The sequence below is a fragment of the Alistipes sp. genome, from assembly GCF_048465575.1.
Lineage (GTDB): Bacteria > Bacteroidota > Bacteroidia > Bacteroidales > Rikenellaceae > Alistipes.
Window position 1 is genome coordinate 45936 of record NZ_DBFWLG010000036.1, and the last position, 25862, is coordinate 71797.

18 protein-coding genes and 1 tRNA gene are annotated in these 25862 nt (G+C 62.9%); 4 read left to right on the forward strand and 15 right to left on the reverse strand.

Annotated features, from left to right (window positions below):
• The 5 genes from ACMQ11_RS09560 to ACMQ11_RS09580 all read right to left on the reverse strand — a co-directional run bounded on the left by ACMQ11_RS09560 (nt 1) and on the right by ACMQ11_RS09580 (nt 7554).
• Nucleotides 1-855 (reverse strand): glycoside hydrolase family 18, encoded by an 855-nt coding sequence (locus tag ACMQ11_RS09560; RefSeq protein ID WP_418992543.1) that lies wholly within the window; start codon nt 853-855, stop codon nt 1-3.
• A gap of 10 nt (nt 856-865) precedes the next feature.
• Entirely contained in the window at nt 866-2446 is a 1581-nt protein-coding gene (locus ACMQ11_RS09565; protein WP_418992544.1) for a RagB/SusD family nutrient uptake outer membrane protein, read from the reverse strand.
• Between the two features lie 8 nt (nt 2447-2454).
• Nucleotides 2455-5793, reverse strand: a complete 3339-nt coding sequence (locus ACMQ11_RS09570) for a SusC/RagA family TonB-linked outer membrane protein (protein ID WP_418992545.1) — start codon at nt 5791-5793, stop codon at nt 2455-2457.
• A 150-nt stretch (nt 5794-5943) separates the two neighbouring features.
• Nucleotides 5944-6885: a FecR family protein gene (locus ACMQ11_RS09575; RefSeq protein ID WP_418992546.1), complete on the reverse strand. Its 942-nt coding sequence runs from the start codon at nt 6883-6885 to the stop codon at nt 5944-5946.
• A gap of 72 nt (nt 6886-6957) precedes the next feature.
• Nucleotides 6958-7554 carry a sigma-70 family RNA polymerase sigma factor gene (locus ACMQ11_RS09580; protein WP_418992547.1) on the reverse strand — a complete coding sequence of 199 codons (597 nt, stop codon included), beginning with the start codon at nt 7552-7554 and terminating at the stop codon, nt 6958-6960.
• Between the two features lie 309 nt (nt 7555-7863).
• Between ACMQ11_RS09580 and ACMQ11_RS09585 the strand changes: the two genes are divergently transcribed.
• Nucleotides 7864-9267: an alanine/glycine:cation symporter family protein gene (locus ACMQ11_RS09585; RefSeq protein ID WP_418992548.1), complete on the forward strand. Its 1404-nt coding sequence runs from the start codon at nt 7864-7866 to the stop codon at nt 9265-9267.
• 2 nt (nt 9268-9269) lie between these two features.
• Here ACMQ11_RS09585 and pflA read toward each other — a convergent pair whose 3' ends face one another.
• Both pflA and pflB read right to left on the reverse strand, forming a co-directional pair.
• The gene (pflA, locus tag ACMQ11_RS09590) at nt 9270-9995 is read right to left on the reverse strand and encodes a pyruvate formate-lyase-activating protein (RefSeq protein ID WP_418992549.1); all 726 of its coding nucleotides are present in this window, start codon (nt 9993-9995) and stop codon (nt 9270-9272) included.
• 17 nt (nt 9996-10012) lie between these two features.
• Nucleotides 10013-12241, reverse strand: coding sequence for a formate C-acetyltransferase (gene pflB / locus ACMQ11_RS09595; RefSeq protein WP_418992550.1), 2229 nt, complete (start codon nt 12239-12241; stop codon nt 10013-10015).
• 219 nt (nt 12242-12460) lie between these two features.
• Here pflB and ACMQ11_RS09600 point away from each other — a divergent pair, with 219 nt between their 5' ends.
• On the forward strand, nt 12461-12853 hold the full coding sequence (locus ACMQ11_RS09600; RefSeq protein ID WP_418992551.1) for a DUF2721 domain-containing protein: 393 nt from the start codon (nt 12461-12463) through the stop codon (nt 12851-12853).
• A gap of 318 nt (nt 12854-13171) precedes the next feature.
• Here the strand turns inward: ACMQ11_RS09600 and ACMQ11_RS09605 are convergent, their stop codons facing one another.
• The 7 genes from ACMQ11_RS09605 to ACMQ11_RS09635 all read right to left on the reverse strand — a co-directional run bounded on the left by ACMQ11_RS09605 (nt 13172) and on the right by ACMQ11_RS09635 (nt 21122).
• The gene (locus ACMQ11_RS09605) at nt 13172-15394 is read right to left on the reverse strand and encodes an inorganic phosphate transporter (protein WP_418992552.1); all 2223 of its coding nucleotides are present in this window, start codon (nt 15392-15394) and stop codon (nt 13172-13174) included.
• Nucleotides 15395-15481: 87 nt separating this feature from the next.
• Nucleotides 15482-16927, reverse strand: coding sequence for a sensor histidine kinase (locus ACMQ11_RS09610; protein ID WP_418992553.1), 1446 nt, complete (start codon nt 16925-16927; stop codon nt 15482-15484).
• Nucleotides 16905-17579 (reverse strand): response regulator transcription factor, encoded by a 675-nt coding sequence (locus ACMQ11_RS09615; RefSeq protein ID WP_418992554.1) that lies wholly within the window; start codon nt 17577-17579, stop codon nt 16905-16907. The genes ACMQ11_RS09610 and ACMQ11_RS09615 overlap by 23 nt, the downstream gene beginning before the upstream one ends.
• A gap of 311 nt (nt 17580-17890) precedes the next feature.
• Nucleotides 17891-18967 (reverse strand): chorismate mutase, encoded by a 1077-nt coding sequence (locus ACMQ11_RS09620; protein ID WP_418992555.1) that lies wholly within the window; start codon nt 18965-18967, stop codon nt 17891-17893.
• Between the two features lie 3 nt (nt 18968-18970).
• Nucleotides 18971-19837, reverse strand: a complete 867-nt coding sequence (locus ACMQ11_RS09625) for a prephenate dehydratase (protein WP_418992556.1) — start codon at nt 19835-19837, stop codon at nt 18971-18973.
• Nucleotides 19838-20066: 229 nt separating this feature from the next.
• Nucleotides 20067-20846 carry a lipopolysaccharide kinase InaA family protein gene (locus tag ACMQ11_RS09630; RefSeq protein ID WP_418992557.1) on the reverse strand — a complete coding sequence of 260 codons (780 nt, stop codon included), beginning with the start codon at nt 20844-20846 and terminating at the stop codon, nt 20067-20069.
• Between the two features lie 200 nt (nt 20847-21046).
• Nucleotides 21047-21122 (reverse strand) — tRNA-His (locus ACMQ11_RS09635).
• A 215-nt stretch (nt 21123-21337) separates the two neighbouring features.
• Between ACMQ11_RS09635 and ACMQ11_RS09640 the strand changes: the two genes are divergently transcribed.
• A complete protein-coding gene (locus ACMQ11_RS09640; protein WP_418992558.1) occupies nt 21338-21607 on the forward strand; it encodes a co-chaperone GroES in 270 nt (89 codons plus the stop codon).
• Nucleotides 21608-21611: 4 nt separating this feature from the next.
• A complete protein-coding gene (groL, locus tag ACMQ11_RS09645; RefSeq protein ID WP_418992559.1) occupies nt 21612-23243 on the forward strand; it encodes a chaperonin GroEL in 1632 nt (543 codons plus the stop codon).
• Nucleotides 23244-23327: 84 nt separating this feature from the next.
• Here groL and ACMQ11_RS09650 read toward each other — a convergent pair whose 3' ends face one another.
• Nucleotides 23328-25823 carry an alpha-galactosidase gene (locus ACMQ11_RS09650; RefSeq protein WP_418992560.1) on the reverse strand — a complete coding sequence of 832 codons (2496 nt, stop codon included), beginning with the start codon at nt 25821-25823 and terminating at the stop codon, nt 23328-23330.
• Nucleotides 25824-25862 lie beyond the last annotated feature (39 nt).

Sequence of the window (25862 nt, forward strand, 5' to 3'; positions counted from 1 at the left end):
TCAGTTTTTAGGCATTAGGTTCAGGCGGGCGATCAGCTCGCGCGTGCGCCGGTAATTGATGGTCGTGTGGTAGTAGTCGCGGCCGATGTCGTAGAGCGAAATCCCGGCCAGCGCCCGCGAGGTGACGATCTGCTGCCCGAGGGTCATGGCGTCCTGCTTCGCGTTCTTGTAGTCGCGCCAGACGGCGCCCGGCATGGCCCCGAAGAGGATTTTGGAGGCCGGAACCCCGGCCCGCAGCGCCTCGTCGTACAGGAGGTCCATCTCCGCGAGGTAGGTCATCTGCGCCGTGGGCAGCACCACCAGGTCCAGTTCGGCCACCGAGGCGGCGTCGAGCGCCGAGGGGTCGCCCTCGTAGCTCACCAACCCGGCTTCGCCCAGCGTGCGGAGCGTGGCCGCGAGGTCGGCGAACGGCCGGTCGGCGATGAGCGCCACGCCGTCGAAGCCATGGCGGGCGATCATCGAGGAGGCCAGCGCCGGATCGCCGTCCGGGCCCAGACCGTAGAGGACGCGGGTGCCCAGCTTGTGCAGGCGGTCGAGGTCCTCCAGATCGGCGGCCGAGGGGGCGTTGCGCAGCGACACGATGTCGAGCGAGTCGGGCAGCGAGCGCAGGAAATCGCGCTCGGAGAGCGAAACGTCGGGGGCGTTGAGCATTGAGGCGTAGACCAGCGTGTGCGCGGTTTTCTTATAGGCCCGCACCGTCGCGGCATAGGCCGCCCAGGCGGCGGGGTCCTTGGTGTCGGGGCGGCCGATGGTGGTGCCGACCCCCTCCTGCTCGGTCCAGTCGTCGCACGACTGGAGGGCGCAGGTCGCGGCGCAGAGCGCCAGCGTCGTCAGTATGATCTCTCTGATTTTCATATCGCTAAGGTTACAGGTTTTTGACGTCCCACCACAGCCGCGTGCCGCAGTTGTCCGTGCCGCCGAGTTTGCGGACGGCGTCGGCCACGTGGACGGGGTTCTCGGTGTACTCCTCGGCGGGGTAGTTCAGGCGGCGCGCACCGAGGCTCGCGTCGACTGTCCCGCCCGAGTTGTTGCGCGGGGCGGGCAGCAGCCGCGGATAGCCCGTGCGGCGGTATTCGGCCCACGCCTCGGTGCCCAAGGGGAAAATGGCGATCCATTTCTGGGTGATGATGCGTTCGAGGTTGCGCTCGAAAGCCGCCTCGCCCTCCTCCCAGGGGATGGTGATCTCGCTCAGCGCCCGTGCGTTGGCTGCGCCCAGGTTGTCGACGTAGTCGGCGGGCTTGGCTTCGGTCTGCGCAAGGTAGTCGGCGGCTCCGGCGGCTCCGCGCTCCTCGAACGAAAGTTCGACGCCCTTTTCGTAGAGCGCGCGGGCCTCGTCGGCGCTGCCCCAGCGCAGTTCGTACTCGGCCCTGAGGAAAGCGACCTCGGCGGCGTTCATCCACAGGTAGGGCGTCGTGCCGCTGATGAGGATGTTCGAATAGGCCGCCTTGGCGTCGTCCTTGCTGGTGGGGACGGTGCCGATGCGCAGGCCGGCGAAGCCCTGCCTGGCCTGCTCGCCCTCTCCGAGCGTTACTTTCGTAAACATTTTCTCGCGGCGCGGGTCGTTGTAGCCGTTCATGCAGGCGATGATGTCGCCACCGACGCGGTGGTCGCCCCAGTCGTTCCAGCAGAGGGCCGTGCGGTTCTCCTCGAGGCGCAGGTTGGCGTTGTCGTCGTTGGTGAGGATGACACCCGCGGCGATGGCCTCCGCAGCCTTGGTCCGGGCCGTGGTTTGGTCGACATACGAAAGGCGCATGGCCAGGCGCAGCTTGAGCGAGTTGGCGTACTTGAGCCACTTCGTGATGTCGCCTCCGTAGACGCCGTCAAACTTGCCGAAAGCCGCGGTCGAGAGGGTGCGGTTGGCATCGAGTACGGAGATGGCCGCGTCGAGCTCCGAGAACATGTGGGTGTAGACCTCCTGCTGGGAGTCGTAGGCCACCGCGAGCGACTCTTTCTTGTTCTCGACGACTTTCGAATAGGGGATCGGGCCGTAGGTGTCGGTCATGCGGTGCATGATGGCCACGCGCAGCACGTCGGCCAGGGCGAGGATGGCCTCGTTGTCGGTGCCGTTCCGCACGCCCCGGTAGTAGGGGTAGGTCTCCGACATGACGTTCACGAAAGGCCATTTGAGCCAGTCCACGGTGGGGTTGAACGTCGAGAACTTATTTTGCCAGCCGTCGGGCGTGCCCTCGGCGTAACCGGCGTAGGAGCAGCCCATCAGGAGTTCGTTGAACTGGTAGATGTGCTCCTCGGCGGGGACCACCAGGCCGATCAGGCCCTTGATGTTGGCTCCGGTCTTGTAGTTCTCGCGCTGGATCTCCGCCTCGGTGACCTCGTTGGGGTTGCGGTTGATCTCCTCGAAATTGCCCGTGCAGGAGGGCACGAGGCCGACGAGTGCCGTTGCCAGGAGCGCTGCGGCGATAGGATTTGTAAGACGTATGGTTTTCATAGCGGTCGTCAGAATGTGAGTTTAACGTTGAAGCCCACGCTGCGCAGCGACGGCATCATGAAATAGTCGATGCCCTGGTAGAAGCTGTCGGTCGAGGCGGTGGACTCGGGGTCGAACGGCGCCTTGCAGTAGATCATCCAGAGGTTGCGGGCCACCAGCGAGACATTGATCCGGCAGGCGTCGCGGAACCAGCGCGCGGGCAGCGTGTAGCCCAGCGAGAGCTCCTGAAGACGGACGTTGGTCGCCGAATAGGTGTAGTACTGGGGCAGACCGCCCTGCGCCGAAACGGCCTGGTACCATTTCTGGGGGTCGACCGTCGAGCGGCCGTTGACCAGGACGCCGCCCGCGTCGCGCGCTGCGGCCGTCGATTCCGAGACGCCGAACTGGTCCATCCACGCCTGGGTGGCCGAGTAGCAGATGCCGCCGATGCGGGCCGAGATGAGGAACCCGAGATTCACACCTTTCCACTGGAAATCGTTGCGCCAGGCGAGGTTGTAGTCGGGAAGCACCGAACCCAGCAGGATCTCGGTCTTGTCGCTGAGGTTGTCCTCAACGGTCACGTTGCCCCGATCGTCGAGTTCGACATAGCCCTTTTCGCTGTACTTGAGGTGCGAGGCAGTGTAGAGGTCGCCCATCGTGCCGCCCGGCTTGAGCACGTACTTGGCTTTGGCCAGCCCCTTGATTTCGAGCCGCTCCTTGGTGATCGGCTCGCCCGTCTCGGGGTGCGTGTAGTTGTGGACCAGCTCGATGATGCGGTTGCGGTTCCACGAGAACGTGACGCCCGAGTCCCAGGCGAAGCCGCGCCACTCGTTCGAATAGCCCAGCGTGGCCTCGACGCCCGTGTTGCGGACATGGCCCGTCTGGAGGTAGATCGTCGAATAGCCCGACGAGACCGAAATCAGGGGGTCGAACGTCTGGTTGTAGGTGTCGGCCCGGTACCACGAAGCGCTCAGGCTGAGCCGCTTCCACAACCTCAGGTCGATACCCGCCTCCCAGGTCTTGGTCCGTTCGGGGTGCAGGTCGCCGATGGGGTAGTGCGTCTTGGGCTTCCACGCCTGGTTGGTGGCGTCGTACTCGTAGGTCGGGACCGTGAGGTGGCGCGGGAACGGTACGCCCACCGACGAATAGGAGCCGCGAACCTTGAAATAGCTGATGGCTTCAGGCAGGTCGAAGGTCTCGCTCGGCAGCCACGAGAGGCCTACCGAGGGGTAGAAGAACGACGACTGGGGCGATGCGGCCAGCTGTGAAGCCCAGTCGTTGCGGCCCGTGAGGGTCAGGTAAAGCATCTGCCGCCAGCCCACCTCGACCGAGGCGAACACCGACTGCGTCTGCTCCCGCCAGCCGGTTTTCGAGGCCCGCTTCTTGGTGTTGTCCAGGTCGAAGACCGAGAAGACGTTGGGAATGCCCTCGGTGCGGATGGGACCGCGGTAGTCCAGCTCGTCGGTGCGGGTGTCGTTGATCGAGGCGCCCGCGTTGGCGTTGAGCGACCACTCCTCGCCGAACGACTTGTTGATGCTGAGGATCACGTCGCCGTAAATCTGCTTGTCGTAGCGGCGCGCCTCGCCGTAGTAACCCTGGGTGCTGCCCTCGGTGATGGTCGCATCGGACGAGGCGTAGAGTTTCTGCGTGTAGAGGTTGTTGGCGTTGTCCACGCGGACACGGCCCGCCACGCTCAGCCAGTCGTTGAACCGGTAGGAGAGCGCCGCCGAGAGCATGTAGCGGTCGCGGCTGTTGTTCCTCAGATTGCGGTAGGCGATCCAGTAGGGGTTCTGCATCCGCAGGTCGCCGCCCTCGCCATAGGGCCAGAACTGTTCGTAAATACCGCGGGCGGGGTTCCAGCGCTCGAAATTCTCGGTGAGCGAGAAGTCCTCGCCGCGCGGGAAGAGGTAGGCCGAGACCAGCGGGTTGGAGTAGACGCCCTGGTTGGTCATGTTCTGGTCTCTCTGCACGATGTAGCTGGCACCGACGTCCAACTTGAGACGGTCCTGAAGAAAGAGCGTCGTGTTGCGGAACGTGAAATTGTAGCGGTCGTAATAGTTGTTCGGAACGAGCCCCTCGGAGTTGACCGTTGCGGCCGAGAAAAAAGTCTGGTTCTTCTCCGATCCGCCCGAGAGGGTCACCGAGTTGGTCGTCACGTAGCCCGTTTCGAAGAAATCGACCGGATCGTACCCCGTGCGGGCCGCGGGCAGGAGCTTCGGGCCCCAGCTCTGGACGGGCGAACCGTCGCGCTTGCCGTTGCTGCCCGTCCCGTAGCGGTTCTGGAAATCGGGCATTATGAAAGGCCGCATGAATTCGTTGTTGGTCGTCAGCCTCACGTCCAGTTTCCCGGCGCGCCCGCGGCGCGTGGAGATCATCACCGCACCGTTGGCGGCGTTCGAACCGTAGAGGGCCGACGCGGCGGCGCCGTTGAGGACCGAGATCGACTCGATGTCCTCTGGGTTGAGGTCGGCAATGGCCTCCGATTCGCCCTTGGAGTCGAACTCCGTGCCTCCGCCGCCCCCGAAATTGTACATGGGTATGCCGTCCACGACGTAGAGCACGTTCGACGACTGCGAGATCGACTTGGGACCGCGCAGCACCACTTTCGACGCGCCGCCGACGCCCGACGAGGAGGCGTTGACCTGCAAACCCGCGACCTTGCCGGCCAGCGAGTTCATGAAGTTGGCGTCCTTGACCTGGGTGATCTGGTCGGCCGTGACCTGCTGGACGTTATATGACAATGCTTTCTCCGAGCGCTTGATACCCAGCGCGGTCACGACGACCTGCTCGATCTGGGCCGCGGCTTCGCGCAGCGTGATCTCGAATGCGGTGCGCGTACCGACGGGCACCGTGCGCGTCTCGTAGCCCAGAAAGCTGACCTCCAGCTGCGCCTCGGCGGCCGGAGCGGGAACGGTCAGCGTGAAGCGCCCCTCGGCGTCGGTCGTGGTGCCGCTCGAGGTGCCGCGCACCAGGACGGTGGCCCCGGCGACGGGTTGGCGCCGCTCGTCGAGCACCTGTCCGTTGATCTGGGCGGGGAGGAGTGCGGGGTTGCGGGTCAGGAGGATGTTCATGCCCGAGGCGATCCGGTAGCTGACATCGGTGCCGCGAACCATGCGGTCGAGCGCTTCGCGCAAGGGGAGGTCGGTGCCCACGACCGTGACGGTCTGACCCACATTGGCATCCTGATTGAGGAAGAGGTATTTGGTCTGCCGTTCGATTTCGGCCATGACGCGCTCCATCGGGACGCTTTCGAGGCGGAGGGTCACGCGGGCCGTCTGCGCGTGTGCCGCGGAGGAGTTGAGGCACAGAAACGCGGCGAACGCCAAAGTACACAGACCTCGGATTTTGCCGAATACTTTTTTATTCATAAATTTGTAGAATTAAGGTACGATAGTTTGTGGTTTTGCGATGAACTGTTGTCCGGGCCTGTTCGGTGTTGGCGCACCGGCAGGCCGTTTTTTCTGACAACGGACTCGGTTGGTCGGTCAGGCGATGGTCTATGTCATAGGCACGAGGGTTTAAAAGATGGTGACGGTATTGGTCTCGGGGTCGCGTTCGAAGCGGAACGCGGCGCCCATTTGGAGGTTTCTGAGGGCATTGTCGATCCCCTCGCTGACGTAGAGTTTGCCGGAGAGGAAATTCACGTCGGGTATCTTCTCGCACCGAATCTCGATCCGCACGCCGAAGACCCGCTCGAAACGGGCCATCAGTTCTTCGAACCCGAGCCCCGCGATGTTGACGATCCCATCGGGCCAGAGGTATTCGGCCCGGTCGGTGATCGCGTGGCGGCAGAGGCGCCCGCCCGCGAGGTGGACCCGCTCGTCGGGCCGCAGGATCAGCTGCTCGCCCCCGTTGCGGTCGGTGACTTTCACGCTGCCGCGGAACAGTGCCGCCGAAAAGGTGCCCCGCTCGGCGTCGGCCGCCACGTCGAACTCGGTGCCCAGCACCTCGACGTCGCAGGCGAAAGTCTCCACCACGAACGGATGGCGCGCGTCGTGCTCCACGCGGAAGAGGGCTTCGCCCGCGAGCTTCACCCGCCGTTCGGAGCGGGCGAAGACCGGCGGGTATTCGATCGTCGTGCCGGCGTTGAGGCTGACGGCCGTGCCGTCGGGCAGCACCACGTCGAGCGTCTTGCCGGCCGGGACGCGGAGGGTCATCGTCCGCTCGGCCCAACGGCCCAAGGTGCGGTGTGCCACAAGGTACCCCACGCCGGCGCTCAGCGCAAGAACGGCAGCCGCCTGCACGGCATAGCGCGCGAGGCGCTGCCGGAGGATCGCAAAGCGCGGCGTGCGGAACGCTTGGGGTTCGGGCGCGTGGACCACCGCGGCGAAATAGGCCATGCTGGCGGCGTGTACCTCGTGTAGATTCCGGTCGTCCTGGAGAATCCACTCCTCCACCTCCTTGCGCTCGTCGGGGGCGGCTTCGCCCCGGACGTATCGGTCGATTTTTTCTGTCTGCATACAACCTTATGACAAACGGCAGCGCCGGATTCGTAAAAATCCGGCGCAAGGGATGCAAATAAATTTTTTTAATTACTGGATACCGCCGACGAGCAGGGCGATCAGCGCGGCGGGCAGGTAGTCGCTCAGGGCGCGACGCAAGAGGCGGGCGGCCTTGCGGTGTTCGTTGTCGATCTTCGAAGCCGAAATGCCCAGCTCGGCGGCGATTTCGCGGTACGATTTCTCCTCGTAGCGCAGTTTTTCGAAGACGGCGCGCGTCAGCGGAGGCATTTCGCGGAGCGTGCGCTGCACGGTCTCGGCGATCTCGCGGGTGAAAAGCTCCTCGGGGGCGAACAGTTCCAGACGCCGGAGCGCCACGTCCATCTCGCGCAGGCGGTCGGTGTAGAGTTCCGAAGCGATCTCCATCCCACGGCGGCGGCGCGAGAGGTAGTTACGGCATTGGTTCTTGAGGATGGTGAGGATGAAAGCCGGCACGTTATCGACCTCCGTACCCCCCCCCTCGGGGTCCGAGATCAGTTCCCAGTAGCGGCTGAAACTCTCCTGCACCAGGTCCTCGGCGACTACCGCGTCGTAGACGTAACTGCGCGCGATGGCTTCGAAACGGGGTTTGCAGGTGTTGAAAACCTCTGTGAATTCGCGGGTCGTGGATATGGCGGTTTTGTCGGGCATGCGTTCCTGGGGGCGTTCTTCGGCAGCTAAAGGTAGGAATTTATTTCGAAAAGCCGCGTGCGCAGAGCCAATAAAATTAGCCGTGGTAAATCGGCTTGCGAAAGCAATCGGCAGAAAATCGATTTCTACACCCGGTGCGCTATCCGGCGCTTCAGGCTGGCCGGCGCTCTCTCCTGATTGGGAGCGGACGAGGCCGTCCGGCAGCAGATTGCGATGTTTTTGTGTAGCGCGCGCTTTGCACTATCTTTGCCTGTGTATAACCGTCCGGCCCGGCATTTGCGCCGTGGACCGGAGCGTAAAATGCGACCGATGGAAACAATCCGTTTGTGGATAGATGCGCTGAACGACGTAATGTGGTCCTACCTGCTGGTGGGGCTGCTGCTGGGCTGCGCCGTGTGGTTCACCGTGCGTACGCGCGGCGTGCAGTTCCGCATGCTGGGCGAGATGGTGCGCCTCTTGGGCGAGTCGGCCGGAGGACACACGGGCGCAGACGGCCACCGCCACGTCTCGTCGTTCCAGGCTTTCGCCGTGTCGCTGGCCAGCCGCGTGGGGACGGGGAACCTGGCCGGAGTGGCGACGGCGATCGTGGTCGGAGGTCCCGGGGCGGTCTTCTGGATGTGGGTCATCGCCCTGGTGGGCGCTGCGAGCGCATTCGTCGAGTCGACCCTCGCGCAGCTCTACAAGCGGCGCGGGCGCGATTCGTTCGTGGGCGGTCCGGCCTACTACATGGAGCGGGGGCTGGGTCGCAGGTGGATGGGCGTGGTGTTCGCCGTGCTGATCTCGGTGACTTTCGGGTTCGCATTCAACTCGGTGCAGAGCAACACGATCTGCGCGGCGTGGGAGGGGGCGTTCGGCCTGGACCATGCGTGGGTGGGCGTGGGTCTTACTGTGCTGACGCTCGGGGTGATCTTCGGCGGCATCCACCGCATCGCCCGCGTAAGCGGGGTGGTCGTGCCCGTCATGGCGCTGGGGTATATCGCCCTGGCGCTGGGCGTGGTGCTCTTCAACCTGGGACGGCTGCCGGAGGTGCTGGAACTGATCCTCGCGGACGCGTTCGGTTGGAAGCAGGCGCTGGGCGGCGGGGTCGGTGCCGCGTTGATGCAGGGCATCAAGCGGGGGCTGTTCAGCAACGAGGCGGGGATGGGTTCGGCGCCCAACGTCGCCGCCACCGCCCGCGTATCGCACCCCGTCAAGCAGGGGCTGATCCAGACCCTGGGGGTCTTTACCGACACGCTGGTGATCTGTTCGTGTACGGCGTTCATCATCCTCTTCGGCGGTGCGCCCGACCCGTCGCTCAACGGGATTCAACTCACGCAGGCGGCCCTGGTGTCGGAGATCGGCCCCGCGGGCGGTGTCTTCGTCGCCGTGGCGATCTTTCTGTTCGCTTTTTCGTCGATCATCGGCAACTACTACTACGGCGAAGCCAATATCCGCTTCATCACCTCCCGGCGCGGGGTGCTTACCGGCTACCGGGTGCTGGTGGGCGGCATGGTGCTGTTCGGGGCCCTGACCACCCTCGAGATGGCGTGGAGCCTGGCGGATGTGACGATGGCCCTGATGACCCTGTTCAACTTGACGGCCATCCTGCTGCTGGGGCGGCAGGCCTTGCTGCTGCTCGGCGACTACATGGCGCAGAAGCGGTCGGGCATCAAAAATCCGGTCTTTACCAAAGACCGGATTCCCGAACTCGAGGACAAGGCCGAGAGCTGGTAGCGTCAGTTGACCACCACCGTGGCGAAATACTCCCGGAGCAGGGCCGCGGCCCGGTCGATCTGCCCGGGGGTGTTCTCCGGGACCCCCGCAAGGGCGTATTTTTGGCCCATCGCTTCGTATTTGTGCACTCCGAGGGTGTGATAGGGCAGCAGCTCGACCCGCTCGATGGAGGCGTATCCGCCCAGCCGGTCGCCCAGTGCACGGATGTGGGCCTCCGCGTCGCTCACCCCGGGCACCAGCACGTAGCGCAGCCAGAAAGGTTTGCGGTGTGCTTCGAGCCACGCCGCCGTGCGGAGCGTCTGTGTGTGGCTGCGGCCCGTAAGGGCGCGGTGCTGAGAGGGATCGGCCTGCTTGACGTCGAGCAGCACCAGATCGGTGAGCGTCAGCAGTTCCTCGACCGCCGGGTTCCACACCCCGCCGTTGGTGTCCAGACAAACGTGGATTCCCTCCTTTTTCAGTTTCCTGACGAGCGGCACCAGTTCCGCGGCCTGGAAGGTCGGCTCGCCTCCGGAGAAAGTCACGCCGCCCCGCCGCCCGAAAAAGGGCTTCTGCTCCAGGGCCATGCGGACGATCTCCTGAGGGTCGGTCGGGGTGCCGCCCGACGGGTCGATCGTGTCGGGATTGGCGCAGTAGAGGCAGCGGAAATTGCACCCTTGGAGGAACACGACGAGCCGGAGTCCCGGCCCGTCGTAGGTTCCCATCGATTCATAGGAGTGAACGCGGATCATTTCACCTTTAACCTTGATTACATTCTTTCGTGGAAGCTGCGGTTGATGACCTCCAGCTGGTGCTCGCGGCTCAGTTTTACGAAATTCACCGCATAGCCCGATACGCGGATCGTGAGTTGCGGGTACTGCTCGGGGTGCTCCATGGCGTCGAGCAGCATTTCGCGGTTCAGCACATTGACGTTCAGGTGATGGGCTCCCTTGGTGAAATAGCCGTCCAGCATCGTCACCAGGTTCTCCACGCGCTCCTCCACGGTGGGACCCAGCGAGCGGGGGATGATCGAGAACGTGTTGGAGATGCCGTCCTGCGAGTCGCGGTAGCGGAGCTTGGCCACCGACGCGAGCGAGGCGATGGCGCCGTTGCGGTCACGCCCGTGCATCGGGTTGGCACCCGGAGCGAACGCCACGCCCTTGGCGCGTCCGTCCGGCGTCGCGCCGGTCTTCTTGCCATACATCACGTTCGAGGTGATCGTAAGCAGCGAGAGCGTGGGACGCGCATTTTTGTAGACGGGCAGCTTCTTCAGCTCCTCGCTGAAATAGTAGACCAGGTCGACGCCCAGGTGGTCGACGCGGTCGTCGTTGTTGCCGAAGCACGGGAACGTTCCCTCGATGTCGAAACCCTCGGTCAGCCCCTCGGCGTTGCGGCGCGGGGTGACGCGGGCGTATTTGATCGCCGAGAGCGAGTCGATGGCGATCGAGAGACCGGCCACGCCGTAGGCGAGGTTGATGCGCGGGTCGGTATCCACGAAAGCCATCTGCGCCTTTTCGTAGTAGTACTTGTCGTGCATGTAGTGGATGATGTTCATCGCCTCGTTGTAGACGCGGGCGATCTCGCGCAGCACTTTCTTGTAGTTCTGCATCACCTCCTCGAAGCGCAGCGGACCCTCGGAAAGCGCCGGGATGCCCTGGATCATCACCGTGCCGGTGTTCTCGCAGCGGCCCCCGTTGATAGCCAGCAGCAGGGCTTTAGCGAGGTTGGCGCGTGCGCCGAAGAATTGGATCTGGCGGCCGATGTCCTGGTACGAGACGCAGCAGGCGATGCCGTAGTCGTCCGAGTGACGGACCTCGCGCATCAATTCGTCGTTCTCGTACTGGATCGAACTCGTGTCGGCCGAGACGCGCGCGCAGAACTTCTTGAAGCCTGCGGGCAGTTCGGGGCTCCAGAGCACGGTCATGTTCGGTTCGGGCGAGGGCCCGAGGTTGTAGAGCGTTTGCAGGAAGCGGAACGAGGTCTTGGTGACTTTCGTGCGGCCGTCGTTGAAGCGTCCGCCGAGGGCCTCGGTCACCCACGTGGGGTCGCCCGCGAAGATGTCGTTGTAAGACTGCATCCGCAGGTGGCGCACCATGCGCAGCTTGATGACCAGCTGGTCGATCAACTCCTGGGCGAACGTCTCGTCGATGAGCCTGTGTGCCAGGTCGTACTCGATGAAGATGTCCAGGAACGACGAGACGTTCCCGAGCGACATGGCCGCGCCGTCCTGCTCCTTGACGGCCGCCAGGTAGGCCATGTAGACCCACTGCACGGCCTCCTGCGCCGAATGGGCCGGGCGGCTCAGGTCCAGCCCGTAGAATTCGCCCATCGTGCGGATGTCCCCGAGGGCCTTGATCTGCTCGGCGACCTCCTCCCGGAGCCGGATGCGCGCCTCGGTCATGGGGCCGGTCAGTGCGCGCAGGTCCGCCTGCTTGGCTTCGATCAGCCGGTCGGTGCCGTAGAGGGCCAGCCGGCGGTAGTCGCCGATGATGCGGCCGCGGGCGTAGTTGTCCGGAAGACCGGTGAGGAATCCCAGCGAACGGAACGAACGAATTTCTTCGGTGTAGACGTCGAAGACGCCGTCGTTATGCGTTTTGCGGTAGTGCGTGAAGATGTCCTTTACGCGCTCGTCCACCTCCGTGCCCCGCTCCCGGCAGGCGCGGGCCACGACGTTGATGCCGCCGAACGGTTTGATGGCGCGCTTCAGGAGTTCATCGGTCTGAAGGCCCACGATCAGTTCGTTCTCGCGGTCGATGTAGCCGGCGCGGTGCGAGGTAATGGTCGAGACGGTCGCGTTGTCGAGCGAGCGGATGCCGCCCCGCTGCCGCTCCTCCTCGAGTGCTTCGAGACAGCGGTTCCAGAGGTTTCGGGTGCGCTCGGTGGGCCCTTCGAGGAACGAGGCGTCGCCCAGATAAGGGGTAATGTTCGTCGAGACGAAGCTCGCGGGGTCGATCTCCCGGCTCCAGAGCCCGTCGATAAAGGTCTTGTTGAGTTCCATGCTGTTATTCAATAGGTAATGAGAATTGTCCGATTTCGGCACTGCAAAGATATGTTATTTTTTTCACAATAACGTAAAAGGGCGCTCTTTTATTAAAAAAAATGAAAAAATACCTACATGTTGGGAGGGGCTTGGAGCGGCTGTCTATGCCGGGCTCCGGAGCGGGTTTGCACGGGGCCGGATTATTGCGTAATTTCGCGGCATGAAATATTTTGCAAAATGGAAGAACTGACGCTCACCACACCCGCCCTGTTGTTTTCGGCCGTATCGCTGATCCTTTTGGCCTATACCAACCGTTTTCTCTCCTATGCACAACTGGTCCGCACGCTCAAGGAGCAGCACTTGCAGCACCCCTCGAAACTGACGCGCGCGCAGATCGACAACCTCCGCCGGAGGCTCCATCTGACGCGCACAATGCAGATTCTGGGCGTTACGAGTTTGTTTCTCTGCGTGGTGACGATGTTTCTGATCTATGTGGGGCTCTTCGCGGCCTCGGCCTGGGTTTTCGGCCTGGCGCTCCTGCTGCTGATCGGCTCGCTCGGCGTGTCGATCCGCGAGATACAGATTTCGGTCCGGGCGCTGGAAATTCACCTGCGGGACATGGAGCATTAAAAAACGAAGATGCCGCGACCTCGCGTCGCTGCATCTCCCACTAACCTGATTACAACCTAAAACCAACTTTTTCGTCCGCATAAGAACGAAGGCGGGGCCGCTCGGGCCGAGCTTCGTTGCAGAGGGGATCGAAAGAACCTTACCGGAAAGGTATTGCTCCTTTCACGCTACAAAGATACGGGGCCGTCGTTACAGCGTAATGACGGCCCCGTTGCGTTTCGGTTACGATTCGGGGTTCGTGACTGTCCTGTTTCCCCGTCTGAAGCCCTCCTTTGAAAAGGAGGGCTTGGGTGGATTGTCGACAGGGTGCTGTTGGTACTATTTTTTGGAACACAAAAAATAGTGTTGCGATTTCAGAAGATTGCGCGCCTGCAAGACCATGGTTTTGGTCTCGTTGAGGATCGTCAGATACAGCACGCTGGCGCGCGTGCTGGCCGCCGGGTCGCCGTTCAGGCGCCGCAGCTGGCTCTTGATCGCCGCGGCGATGGTGTCGAACAGCCGGTCGCGCATTTCGAGCACGCGGTCCAGGTCCGAAAAGTCCTTGGACGCGAGCATGTCGTTGATCTTGTCGAAAATGGCCTCGACCTCGTCGTTGACACGCATCAGATCGACGATCTGCTCCTTGGAAAGCCCCTCGTGGTTGTTGTCGATGTGCTCGGCGGCCGGGCGCGTGATGTGCATGAGGGCCTTGCTTACCTCCGAGAGGTAGTCCGTCACCTGCACGTAGAAATGGCCCGTGTCGATGTCGCAGCGCTCCAGGCGGCGCAGCGTCGGCACGATGCCGTACTTGCGCGTGCGGGCCTGCTCGAAAAGGCGGTCCGAGGTCTGGACCATCTCGCGGAGGACCTTGCGGTTCTCCTTGAATACGGCCACCAGCGTGCGGTTGTAGATGCGCGTGACCTCCTGCATCGTGGTGCAGACCTCGCCGATGCAGGCGCACAGCACCTCGTCGGGGGTTTCGGCCGTCTCGATGGGCAGTTGCGCGCGTTCGGCCTCTTTCAACTCGGGCGTTTTGCGGTGGCTGCGCACCAAAAGCCAGACGCAGAGGAGCGTCAAGGCGGCCACGGCGATCCAGCCGCCCCAGAGCAGCAGGGCCGTGACGGCCAGCGCGATCAGGAATCCGCCCAGCGCCGTGACGAACCAGCCCGTGATGACGGCCATCACGCCCGTGATGCGGTAGACGGCGCTTTCGCGGCCCCACGAACGGTCGGCCAGCGACGAGCCCATCGCCACCATGAAGACCACGTAGGTGGTCGAGAGGGGGAGTTTGTAGGAGGTGGCGATGGCGATCAGGATCGAGGCGGCGGTGAGGTTGACCACGGCGCGGATCATGTCGTAGGGGGCCGACGAACGCTCCTCGGGGGGCAGGGGCTCGAACCGGCGGTCGATGGCCCGCTGGATGCGGAGGGGCACCAGTCCGGTCCAGAGGGTATTCATCACCAGCGTGGCCCGCACCAGGCTGCGCGAGACGAGCGTCGAGCCGAAGCGTTCGTCGCCCTCGTGCTGCGAGGCCAGCGAGAGTTCGGTCTCGGTGACGTGCTGCGATTTTTTCGAGAAGAAGAGCGTCAGGACCATGATAACGCCCGCGGCGGCGAGCAGCAGGAAATCGGCGCGCGCGGGGTGGGCCAGTGCGCCCATCATGATCTGCTCGCTGCCCGCCTCGCGCGCCGCCGACCAGGCGTCGTAGCCGGCCAGGGGCACGCCGATGAAATTCACCAGGTCGTTGCCCGCGAATGCGAGGGCCAGGGCGAAAGTTCCCGAGAGGATGGTGATGCGCATGATGTTGAGGCGCATGCGCTGTAAGAGGTAGAGCAGGATCGCCGACACGATCCAGAATGCCAGCAATGTCAGCAGTACATGCTCGCCGACCAGCTCGGAGATTCGTTCGGGAATCAGTCCCGAGCTCTTCAGCCCCTTGAACAGGGCGAAATAGAGGATGCCGGCCAGCGAGATGCCGCACCAGAGGGCGCCCCAGCGGCGGAAAACGGCCGCGTAGCGGAATGAGAAGATGAGCCGCGAGAGGTACATGAAGAGCGTTCCGGCGACGAATGCCAGCGCCACCGAGAGCAGGATGGCGGCGATGATTACGAGCGCCTTGCCTGTGTTGATGAACTGCGGCAGGTCCGAAAGCGCTGCCGCCGGGTCGCCGGCGATGCGCAGCAGCGCGGCGGCGACGGCTGCACCCAGCAGGCCGAAGACCATCGACACGGTGGTCGAAGTCGGCAGCCCCAGCGAGTTGAAGAGGTCCAGGAGCAGCACGTTTCCGAGCATCATTCCCAGAAAGAGCATCATGATCTCCGAGAAAGAGAACTGCGCGGGGTAGAAGACGCCGCTGCGGGCCACCTCCATCATGCCCGTGGAGGTGAGCGTGCCGACCAGGATGCCGGCTGCGGCGACCGTAAGGATCACGCGGCGCGGTGCGACTTTCGACCCCAGGGCCGAGTTGAGAAAGTTGACGGCGTCGTTGGCGACGCCCACGACGATGCCCATGACGGCCAGCAGGGCCAGGACGACGACGATCGAGGTGAAGAGTGGGGACATAGTTTCCGGTTTTTGCCGCTGCAAAGTTGCGAAACGGATGTTACAAAGCCGTTACGCAGGGGTTGCGATGCGGTGAATTCCGGCGGCTCAGGCGTGTTTGCGGAGCGTGAAGACGAACTCCAGGCCGCCCCGTTCGCGGTTGCGGACCGTGATGGCGCCGCCGTGGACGGCTACGGCGTTGCGGACGATGGCCAGTCCCAGACCCGTGCCGCCGAGCTTGCGCGAGCGGCCCTTGTCCACGCGGTAGAAGCGTTCGAACAGGTGGAGCAGGTGCTCCTCGTCGACGCCGATGCCGTTGTCGGCGAAGAGGATCGTACACGAATCGGCGGTCTCGGACAACAGCCGGATGAAGATGTCGCGGCCGCCCGAGTAGGCCGCCGCATTGTCCGCGAGGTTGCGCAGGAGCGAGCCCAGCAGGGAGGGGCTGCCCACGACGGCGACGGGGTGCGGGAAATCGCAGTTGACGCGCAGCCGCTGACCCGCGGGTCGAAGCTCCATCTCGGCCGCTATCTCGGCCACGATGTCGTTCAGCACGACCCGTTCCCGGCGGATTTCGCCCCCGGCCTCGTCCATGCGCGTGATGGTCGCCACGTCCGATAGCAGGCGAGCCAGCCTCTCCGCCTGTTCGCGGCTCTTTTCGAGGAATTCCATGCGCCGTGCATCATCCAGCGAGGGGTTGGCCGCAAGTGTCTCCAGATAGCCCCGGATTGCGGCCACGGGGGTCTTGAGTTCGTGGTTGATGTTGTTCGTAAGCTGCTTCTTGATGCGGATTTTCTCCTCCTGTTCGTGCAGCGCCAGCGCGTGTTCGCGGTCGCGGTCGGCCGTGGTGCGCTGCAAGGCGGCGTAGAGGCGGACGATGTGGCCGGAGATCGCGCCCAGTTCGTCGTGCGGAAAGTGCGGTATCGGGTCGATCGGTTCGCCGCGCTCGGCCCGCTCGGCGAACGCTTTGAGCCGCGTGATGTTCTGCCCCAGCCGCCGCGTGACGAAATAGCCCGCCACGCTCATCAGCAGCGTGACTCCGAGCATGAACCAGAGAAATTCGCGGTCGGCGGCGAGCAGCTCCCGGAGTGGGAGGGTGTAGGGAACGGCCGAACGGACGATGCACCGCTCGCCCCGCATGGCCGAGTAGAAATAGGAGCGGTCGGTGCTCTTCGAGTGGCGGCGGATGGTGTATCCCGTACCGCGGGATAAAGCCTGGGCGACCTCCGGGCGGTCGAGGTGGTTCTCGAGAAGCGAGTCGGCCGAGGTGTCGAAAACCACGGTGCCCCCGCGCCCGATCACCGTTACGCGCAGGTCGCCGAACGGTCCGCTGTGGAGCCGTACGGCTTCGGCCGCCGGAATGCCCTCTTTGAGCGCGTCCAGCAGGCGCAGGTTGAAGAGTTGCAGCCGGGCGTCGAGCCGCTCGGCCTTGAAATGCTTTTCGCGTCCGTACTGGAAAACAAGAAACGACGCCACCAGGGTCCACGAAAACCCCAGCAGTACGAGGAAAAGTCTCCGATGGTAGGGAAACCTACTTTTCGAAGCCGTAGCCATAACCCAGGCGCGTGATGATATGGTCCCCGTAAGGGCCGATCTTGCGGCGCAGGCGGGTGATGTTGACGTCGATGGTGCGGTCCAGGACGATCACTTCGTCGCTCCAGACGCGGCGGAGTATCTCCTCGCGCGAGAAGATCACGCCCGGGTGCGCCAGCAGCAGCGCCAGAATCTCGAACTCCTTTTTGGTCAGCCGCACCTCGGCATCCGCAAGCGTGCAGATTTTGCGTTTCAGGTCCAATCTCAACTCCTCGAAACCGACGGTCTCGGCCTCGGGCTGCGCCGCGCGACGGAGCACCGTTCGCACGCGGGCCATCACCTCGCGTACGGAGAAAGGTTTTCGGATGTAGTCGTCGGCGCCGAGGTTCAGTCCGGCGACCGTGTCGTCCTCCGTGTCGCGGGCCGTGCAGAAAATGACCGGAATGTTCGCCGTGCGGGGATTCGAGCGGAGCAGTTGCGCCATCCTGAAGCCGCTCATCCGGCCCATCATCACGTCCAAAAGGATTAGCGAGAAACGTTCGGGGTGCATCTCCAGCCCCTGCTCGGCACTGTATGCCACCTCCACCTCGTAGCCCTCTATTTCGAGGTTGAATTGCAGAATCTCGCACAGCGACTCTTCGTCGTCCACTACGAGAATTTTTTGTTTTGCCATGTCTGCGATTTGAATCCGGGTCAAAAATAGCACATTCCGGCCGCTTGCGGAGTGGCGGGCGGAATATTTAACCGAAATGTAATATTCGACTCACGATCAGGGGGTGTGCGATTCCTGATTTGTCATTCCGAACGCAGGTGAGGAATCTTCCATTTATCGTGTCGGCTTGCGACGCGTTGCTCGGGGATCGGAAACAAGTTTCGCCGCCACGGGCTGCGGCCCGCACCTGCGGCGTCTTGACTTTGCTCACGTTCGGCATAGCCTGCAAGCGGTCTCTTTCTTCGCTTGGCCGCAAAGTTCACTTTCACCTTTCACTTTTCACTTTTCACCTTGAGAACCTCCATCTGCTGCCGGATCGACTCTTCGTGGATGGCTTGCAGGACCGAGCGCATGAACTCGCGGTCCATACCCATCCCGACTGCCTGGGCCGCCCGGCGCGAAAGCAGCTCCTCGTACCGTTGAGTTTGCAGCACGGGCATGGCGTGCTCTTTCTTGTATTGTCCGATTTCGCGCGAGACGCGCATGCGGTGGGCGAGCAGATCGAGCAGCTGATCGTCGAGCTTGTCGATCTGGGAGCGGAGTTCGTTCAGACTTTCGGTCGTGGTATTCATTTCGCGGAGGATGAGGTTGCGGACGATGTAGGCCAGTGTCTGCGGCGTTACCTGCTGGGACTTGTCGCTCCAGGCCAGGTCGGGGTTGCTATGCGCTTCGACCACCAGCCCGTCGAAGCCCAGGTCCATCGCCTGCTGCGCCAGGGGTGCGATCAGTTCGCGCTTGCCGCCGATGTGGCTGGGGTCGCAGAAGATCGGCAGTCCGGGCAGACGCCGCCGCAGCTCGATGGGGATCGACCAGATCGGGTGGTTGCGGTAGAGGCTCCGGTCGATGGAGCTGAAACCGCGGTGGATAGCCCCCAGGCGGCGGATGCCGGCGTTGCGGATGCGCTCGATGGCACCGATCCACAGTTCCAGGTCGGGGCTGACGGGGTTCTTTATGAGCACGGGAACCTCCTGTCCCCGCAGGGCGTCGGCGATCTCCTGCATGGCGAACGGATTGGCTGCGGTTCGCGCTCCGATCCACAGCAGGTCCACGCCCCCGTCGATCGCGGCGGCGACGTGTCCCCGCGTGGCGACCTCGGTGGCGGTGTACATGCCCGTCTCGCGCTTCACACGCCGCAGCCACGCCAGCCCCTCGGCGCCCACGCCCTCGAATCCGCCCGGCTTGGTGCGGGGTTTCCAGAGCCCCGCGCGGAAAATGCGGAACCCCTCGGCGGCCAGTTCGCGGGCCGTGCGGAGGGTCTGCTCCTCGGTTTCGGCGCTGCACGGACCGGTGATAAGCAGCGGGCGGCGCGTGTCGACGCCCGGAAATTGAATGGGTTGCAAATCGTTCATGGTTTATCTGTTTTCGTCGTTTTCGGGATGGGGCGGATTGGGACACTCGGTGTATCGGCCCAGGAGGGTGAACTCGCCGGCCAGCGGCCGGGCCGCCTCGACGGCCTGCCGGAAGCGCTCGTGGTCGTCGAATGTCACGTCGACGTAGAACCGGTACTCCCACTCGCGTCCGATGATCGGGAGAGACTGGATTTTCGTGAGGTTCATGTCGTAGAACGACAAGACGGTAAGCACTTTGGAGAGGCTGCCGCGGGTATGCGTCAGCGTGAACACGAGCGAAGCCTTGTTGCATCGGAGCGGGTCGGTGAGCTCCGCCGCGCGGCTGCGGTCGGCCAGGATGAGAAACCGCGTGAAATTGTGGGGGTTGGTCTCGATGCCGCGGAAAAGAACCTCCAGCCCGTAGAGCCGCGCGGCCTCCTCGCCGCAGATGGCCGCCGTGCCCCGGAGCTGTTCGCAGGCGATTTCGCGGGCGCTGCCAGCGGTATCGTCCCGCTCGACGATCTTCAGATGGGGCCGGGTTTTCAGAAAGTCGCCGCACTGCATCAGCGCGATGGGGTGTGAACGCACCTCGCGGATGTCGTCCGCACGCTGCCCCGGCAGCGCCGCGAGCGTGTGCGAAATGCGGAGCTTGTACTCGCCGACGATGGCCGCGCGGCTGCGGCGCAGCAGTTCGTGGTTCGGAAGAAGGCTTCCCGCGATGGTATTCTCGATGGCGGCCACGCCCAACAGGCCGGGATCGCTGTCCATGCGTGCGAACAGCTCCTCGAAACGCTCCGCCGGGAGCGTTTCGAGCGGTTCGCCGCGGAAGAACTCCCGTGCGGCCGTTTCGTGGTAGCATCCACGGATGCCCTGTATTACTACCTGTTTCATATCGAGTTGCATAAAAAATCCCGCTCGGCACGAGCGGGATTTTCAGGTTTATGCTATAATCGTATCATCCGGTTACATACACGCCATCCCGCTCTTTCTCGTGCCGTAAAAGAAAAAGGAATAAAAATAGGATGCAAAACCGTACAATCTCATTGCAAAGCGTCTTTGTAGGGGACAAATGTAGCGAATTATTCGGGAATTCCAAATTCCGGGACCGTTTTTTCGCTTGTCAGGCCGCTTTTGGGCGCTGCCGCGAGCGGGTGCCGGGATGCTTCAGCCGTTTCTTGATCCGGCGGTGGCGGCTGAAAACCAGCCGGAAGAAAGTGCCGCGCAGCAGGGTGTCGTCGATGTTCCACGAGCGGTGTTCGGCGTATCGGTCGAGGATGCAGAGGAAAGCGCCTGCCGGGCACGCCAGCCGACGCAGGTTGACCATGCACTCGCGCGGGCGGAGCGCCCGTCGGCGGAAGCGCATCCGGTTGATGTCGATCAGTTGGAAACGGTAGCTGTCCGTGGCCCCGTCGTGCTGCCAGAGCACGTTGCTCTGGTTGAAATCCTCGTGAACGACCCCGGCGGCGTGCAGATCGGCTGCGAAGCGGGCGAAAGCCGCCAGCACGGGCAGCGTGTCGCGCGCCGGGAACCGTTCGGTTACCTCCGGGAGCGCCCGGTAATCCGAACGCAGGGTGACCAGGTAGGCATCGCGCAGCAGTCCGTGCCGACGGCATTCGCACCAGGCGACCGGACAGGGGGTGTCGAAACCCAGTCGCCGCAGACGCAGGGCGTGTTCGTAACCGCGTCGGGCCTTGCTTTTGCGCAGGAAAGAGTAGATAAAGGCATTGAGCGGGTTGGGACGCTTGTATCGCTTTACGACCAACTGTACTCCCTGCGCATCGTAAGCACGGATCGTGTTGCGCCCCTCGTGGAGCGTTTCGCCCCCGGCGGCAAAGGTGTCGGGCAATCGTTCGACCCAACCGCGCAACCGATCCCATGCGGGATTCAATCGAAGTTTCATACGGCAAAGGTAGGGCTTTCGGGCCGAACGGCGCAGTCCTTTTCGGCTGCGGGACTCTCCGAAAAGTTGAAAACGCACGTTTCGGGAGTTCGACGGTTCGGATGCTCGCTTTTCCTGAAGCCGAAGCAACAATTTACGAAAAAACCTTACATATCGTTGACATGTAAGGTTTGCTTTTTTTGCCTCTTTCTCAGTGCCTTGGGTGGAAGATGGGGCTCGAACCCACGACCTTCGGAACCACAATCCGACGCTCTAACCGACTGAGCTACATCCACCGTGTCGATACGCATCCGGCGTATCGGAATGCAAATGTAATACACTTTTTCGGTCCGTGCAAAAAAATCCCGGGAAAAATCATACGGAGTGACAAATTGGCAGTCGCCTCTGCTCGTTTGTCACCTCGAAACTGCCAAAAAACGGTTGGCACAGCTATTGATGGATGAGAGGTTGCAAACGCAAAATATTCTTCAAACTAATTAAATACGAAAGCTATGAATGTAAAACCCTTATCGGATCGTGTGCTGATTCTCCCGAATCCTGCTGAGGAGAAGACGGCCGGCGGATTGATCATCCCCGACACGGCAAAAGAGAAACCGCTTGCAGGCAAGGTCGTGGCAGCAGGTCCCGGCACCAAGGAGATCGCAATGGAGGTCAAGGTCGGTGACCAGGTGCTTTACGGCAAGTACGCCGGACAGGAGATTCAGATCGACGGGGTGGATTACCTCATCATGAAACAGTCGGACATTTTAGCAATTATCTAACACCATGGCAAAAGAGATCAAATATAACGTAGAGGCGCGCGAGCTCCTCAAGGAGGGCGTCGATGCGCTGTCGAACGCAGTGAAGGTCACCCTCGGCCCCAAAGGCCGCAATGTCATCATCGACAAGAAATTCGGTGCTCCGCAGATCACCAAGGACGGCGTGACCGTGGCCAAGGAGGTCGAGCTCGAAGATGCGTTCGCCAACATGGGCGCCCAGATGGTCAAGGAGGTCGCTTCGAAAACCAATGACGACGCCGGCGACGGCACCACCACGGCTACCGTGCTGGCGCAGTCGATCATCGGCGTGGGCCTGAAGAACGTGACGGCCGGCGCCAACCCGATGGATCTGAAGCGCGGTATCGACAAGGCGGTGTCTGCCGTCGTGGAGTCGCTCAAGAAGCAGAGCCAGGAGGTCGGTACGGATTTCGCCAAGATCGAGCAGGTGGCTTCGATTTCGGCCAACAACGACGAGACGATCGGCAAGCTGATCGCCGAGGCGATGGCCAAGGTCAACAAGGAGGGTGTCATCACCGTCGAGGAGGCCAAGGGCACCGAGACCCACGTGGAGGTGGTCGAGGGCATGCAGTTCGACCGGGGCTACATCTCGGCCTATTTCATCACCGATCCCGAAAAAATGGAGGCGCAGCTCGAAAAGCCCTATATCCTCATCACGGACAAGAAAGTTTCGACGATGAAAGAGTTGATGGGCGTGCTGGAGCCGGTGGCTCAGAGCGGACGTGCATTGCTCATCATCGCCGAAGATGTCGACGGCGAAGCCCTCTCGGCCCTGGTGGTCAACAAGCTGCGCGGCACGCTGAAGATCGCCGCCTGCAAGGCTCCGGGCTTCGGCGACCGCCGCAAGGAGATGCTCGAGGACATCGCCGTGCTGACCGGTGCAACCGTGATCTCGGCCGACAAGGGTATGAAGCTGGAGGATGCCACGCTCGACATGCTGGGCTCGGCCGAGAAAGTGACGCTCAACAAGGAGAATACCACCGTCGTGGACGGCTCGGGCAGCAAGGAGGCCATCTCGGCCCGCGTGGCTCAGATTCGCGCTTCGATCGAGAAAGCCACCTCGGACTACGACAAGGAGAAGTTGCAGGAGCGTCTGGCCAAGTTGGCAGGCGGCGTGGCCGTGCTCTATGTCGGCGCCGCAACGGAGGTCGAGATGAAAGAGAAGAAAGACCGCGTGGACGACGCGCTGGCCGCTACGCGCGCAGCCGTCGAAGAGGGTATCGTCCCGGGCGGCGGCGTGGCCTATATCCGCGCAACGAACGCGCTCGAGGGCATGAAAGGCGAGAACGAGGACCAGACCACGGGTATCCAGATCATCCGCCGAGCCATCGAGGAGCCGCTGCGCCAGATCGTCGAGAATGCCGGCGGCGAGGGTTCGGTAGTAGTGAACAAGGTCCGCGAGGGCAAGGACGCCTACGGCTACAACGCCCGCGACGACAAGTACGAGGATCTGATGAAAGCCGGTATCATCGACCCGACGAAAGTGGCCCGCGTTGCGCTGGAGAATGCCGCTTCGATCGCTTCGATGTTCCTGACGACGGAGTGCGTACTGGCCGAGAAGAAATCGGAGACGCCCGCCATGCCGGCAATGCCCGGAGGAGGTATGGGCGGTATGATGTAATCTTCAGTTGAAAATAAATCTGCCAAGAGGGGCGGTCGGAATTTCCGGCCGCCCCCTCTTTTTGTGGAACCAACGGTCTGCGAGCTACCTCCATCGGATCGTCGTTTCCGCTCCGGCGTCGAGCCTGAGGCGCCAGGTGCCGTCCGAAAGGCGCTCGGCGGGGAGGTCGGAGGTGGCGTTACGGGCTTCGGCGGGCAGGGCGATATGCAGTTCCGTCGCGCTGCCGCTGCGAACATGGAGGCTGTGCGTGTCGGCAGAAAGTGCATCGAGCCATCCGGTCGAGGAGAGGATGCGCACGCCCGTACCGTTATTGCCCAAGACGAACGCTTCGCGCGTGTCGTCCGGGGCGGCGAATTGCAGGTCGAGCCGCACGCCGCCGGAATCGGTCGAAAAGGCGTGGTTCAGTACGCCGAGAACTTGCGCGGTATCGAGTGCGATGTACGCCGTGTGGGCGACCGGCGAACCGCTGAATGCCGTGAACAGGGCGTACCCTTTTTCGGGTGCAGCCTGGATATATAGCTCTGGCGATGCGCCGACCCTGCCGGTGATGCTCAGGGGGCGTCCGGCTACATGGCGCAGGACGCGGCGCGCTTTGCCGGTCTGCTCGCGGATATAGCTTCGGTCGGCCGCGGTGGTTGCTGTCAGGTCGCCCCAGAATCCATGTCCGGCTTGCAAGACCGTGTTGACGTTGTAACGTTGAGTACAAAAGGGCGCTTTGTTGTGGGGATAGACGGCGTAGGTAAGCAACTCGGGCGGCAACAGACCGGCGGTGGCGTTGATCGATTGGCGGATGCTTTTGGTGCGGTAGGCGGAGTAATCGCCGTAGGCGGAAGCGCCGTTGTTCATCCAGAAGAATTTGCCCTCCTGCAACGGCATCAGACCGATCAGGGAGCGCTCGGGTTCGGTGAGATCGATCTCGACCACGGCGTCGGGACAATAGGCGCGCAACTCGCGCATCAGTCGGGTTACATAAAAAGGCAGGAGGTAGTTGTAGCGGTCGATCCGCTCTCGGCGGCTGTGTGTCGCATCGCCGTGGTCCAGTCCGGGCTGGGCGCTGTTGAATGTATTGACGGCATCCCACTTGAAATAGCGGATACCCATGTCCGCAAGACGCTTCAGGTCGGAAAGAATACAGTCGTAGAACCCGCCCACCAGGTCGCACGCCGGAAAATTCCACTGCGCCGCATAAGGCACACCCTGTCGGTCGCGGATGATCCACCCGGGATGCTGGCGGGCGCGCTCGGTCGAGGGGTCGATTCCCAGAAGCGAGAGCCAAATGCCCGGCGTAATGCCCTTGCAGCGCAGGGAATCGACCAGCGGACGGAGTCCCCGCGGCAGCCGTTCGCCATGCGGCCGCCAGTCGCCCAGGGTCTGCTGCCATCCGTCATCGAAAATGAACAGGTCAACGCCCGTTTCGGCTGCCAGGGCGATTTCGCGGGCGATGCGCTGCTCGGTGAAAGTTTCGCGCATATGGGGCGAGGCGTCGCGCTGCATGCCCCACGTGTTGTAATAGAATCGGGTTTCGCGCGAAGCGGCATGGTCGGTGATGCGGTGCAAGAGGTATTCGCGGATCGCATCTGCCGGTTCCTGGTTCTCGGAAAGGATGGAGATCGTGGACCAAACGGTTTCGTAGCAGCGGTCCGCGGGGATCACCTCGCCGTCGAGGTAGCCGCCTCGGCGGATGCGGCCGAAGAGCGTGCGGCGGTCGCCGTGCTGTCGGACGCCCGTGGAGATGAACCACAGGTCGTCGTCGGTCACCGTGTCGGAATCCCCTTTAACGCCCTGAGCCGCGTCGGTCAGGGCGGCGTCGATGGCCTGCTGCGTGGAGCGCATGTAGGTGCGGTCCTGCGAGGCGTGCTCGTAGGAGGTCAGGAGGCGGTGGCGGCGCGTGGGAATGAGCAGAAAGGGGCCTTTGACCTCGCAGCAGGTGTCGCCGCTAAGCCGATGGCGGATGACGTCGGGATGGAACATATGGCACGAGGCCAGGTTGCGCTCGGGTCGGCGGTCCTCGGTGCGTGCGGGATCGTATCCGGGCAGGATTTCGCCTCCGTAGGTTCCGATCCGCATTTCGGTGAGCGCGGTGCCGCCCGCAGCATCGGCCAGGGTGTAGCGCGGGAAGATGAAATGGTTGCGGCCTCCGACGTTCGTCAGGCGGAATGCCCCCTCCCGCTTCGAGCGCAGGCGCAGGCGTTCGCGCAAAAATGCTCCCGACGGGAAATAGTGGCGGTCGAGCAGCAGCAGGAGCCCTTGCAATGCGCCGCTGCCTTCGAACGTATAGGTCTCGATCCTGCCATCATTCGCAAGCCGTTGTTCTGCGGTCGAGACATAGCGCCACAGCGGCATGTCGGAAGAGACGCTGCGGCCGTTGACCGAAAATTCGAAGAGCGGTTCCCCGTCGGGCGCGAGCAGCTCGGACGCCGTGGCATTGTCGTAGAGCGAAACGGCGCGGATGCGGCCGTCCCGGACGAGCAGCGTGCTTCGGAAATCGTCGTTTCGTATCGTGAGCCGTTGTTCCGGTGTCGAAGCGTTTGCCGCGAGGAGCGGGCCGAGCAGAAGCAGGGCAGTCAAAATTCTATTCATGCGTTGTGTTCGGTTTGTCCGGGCAAAAATAGCGTCGGC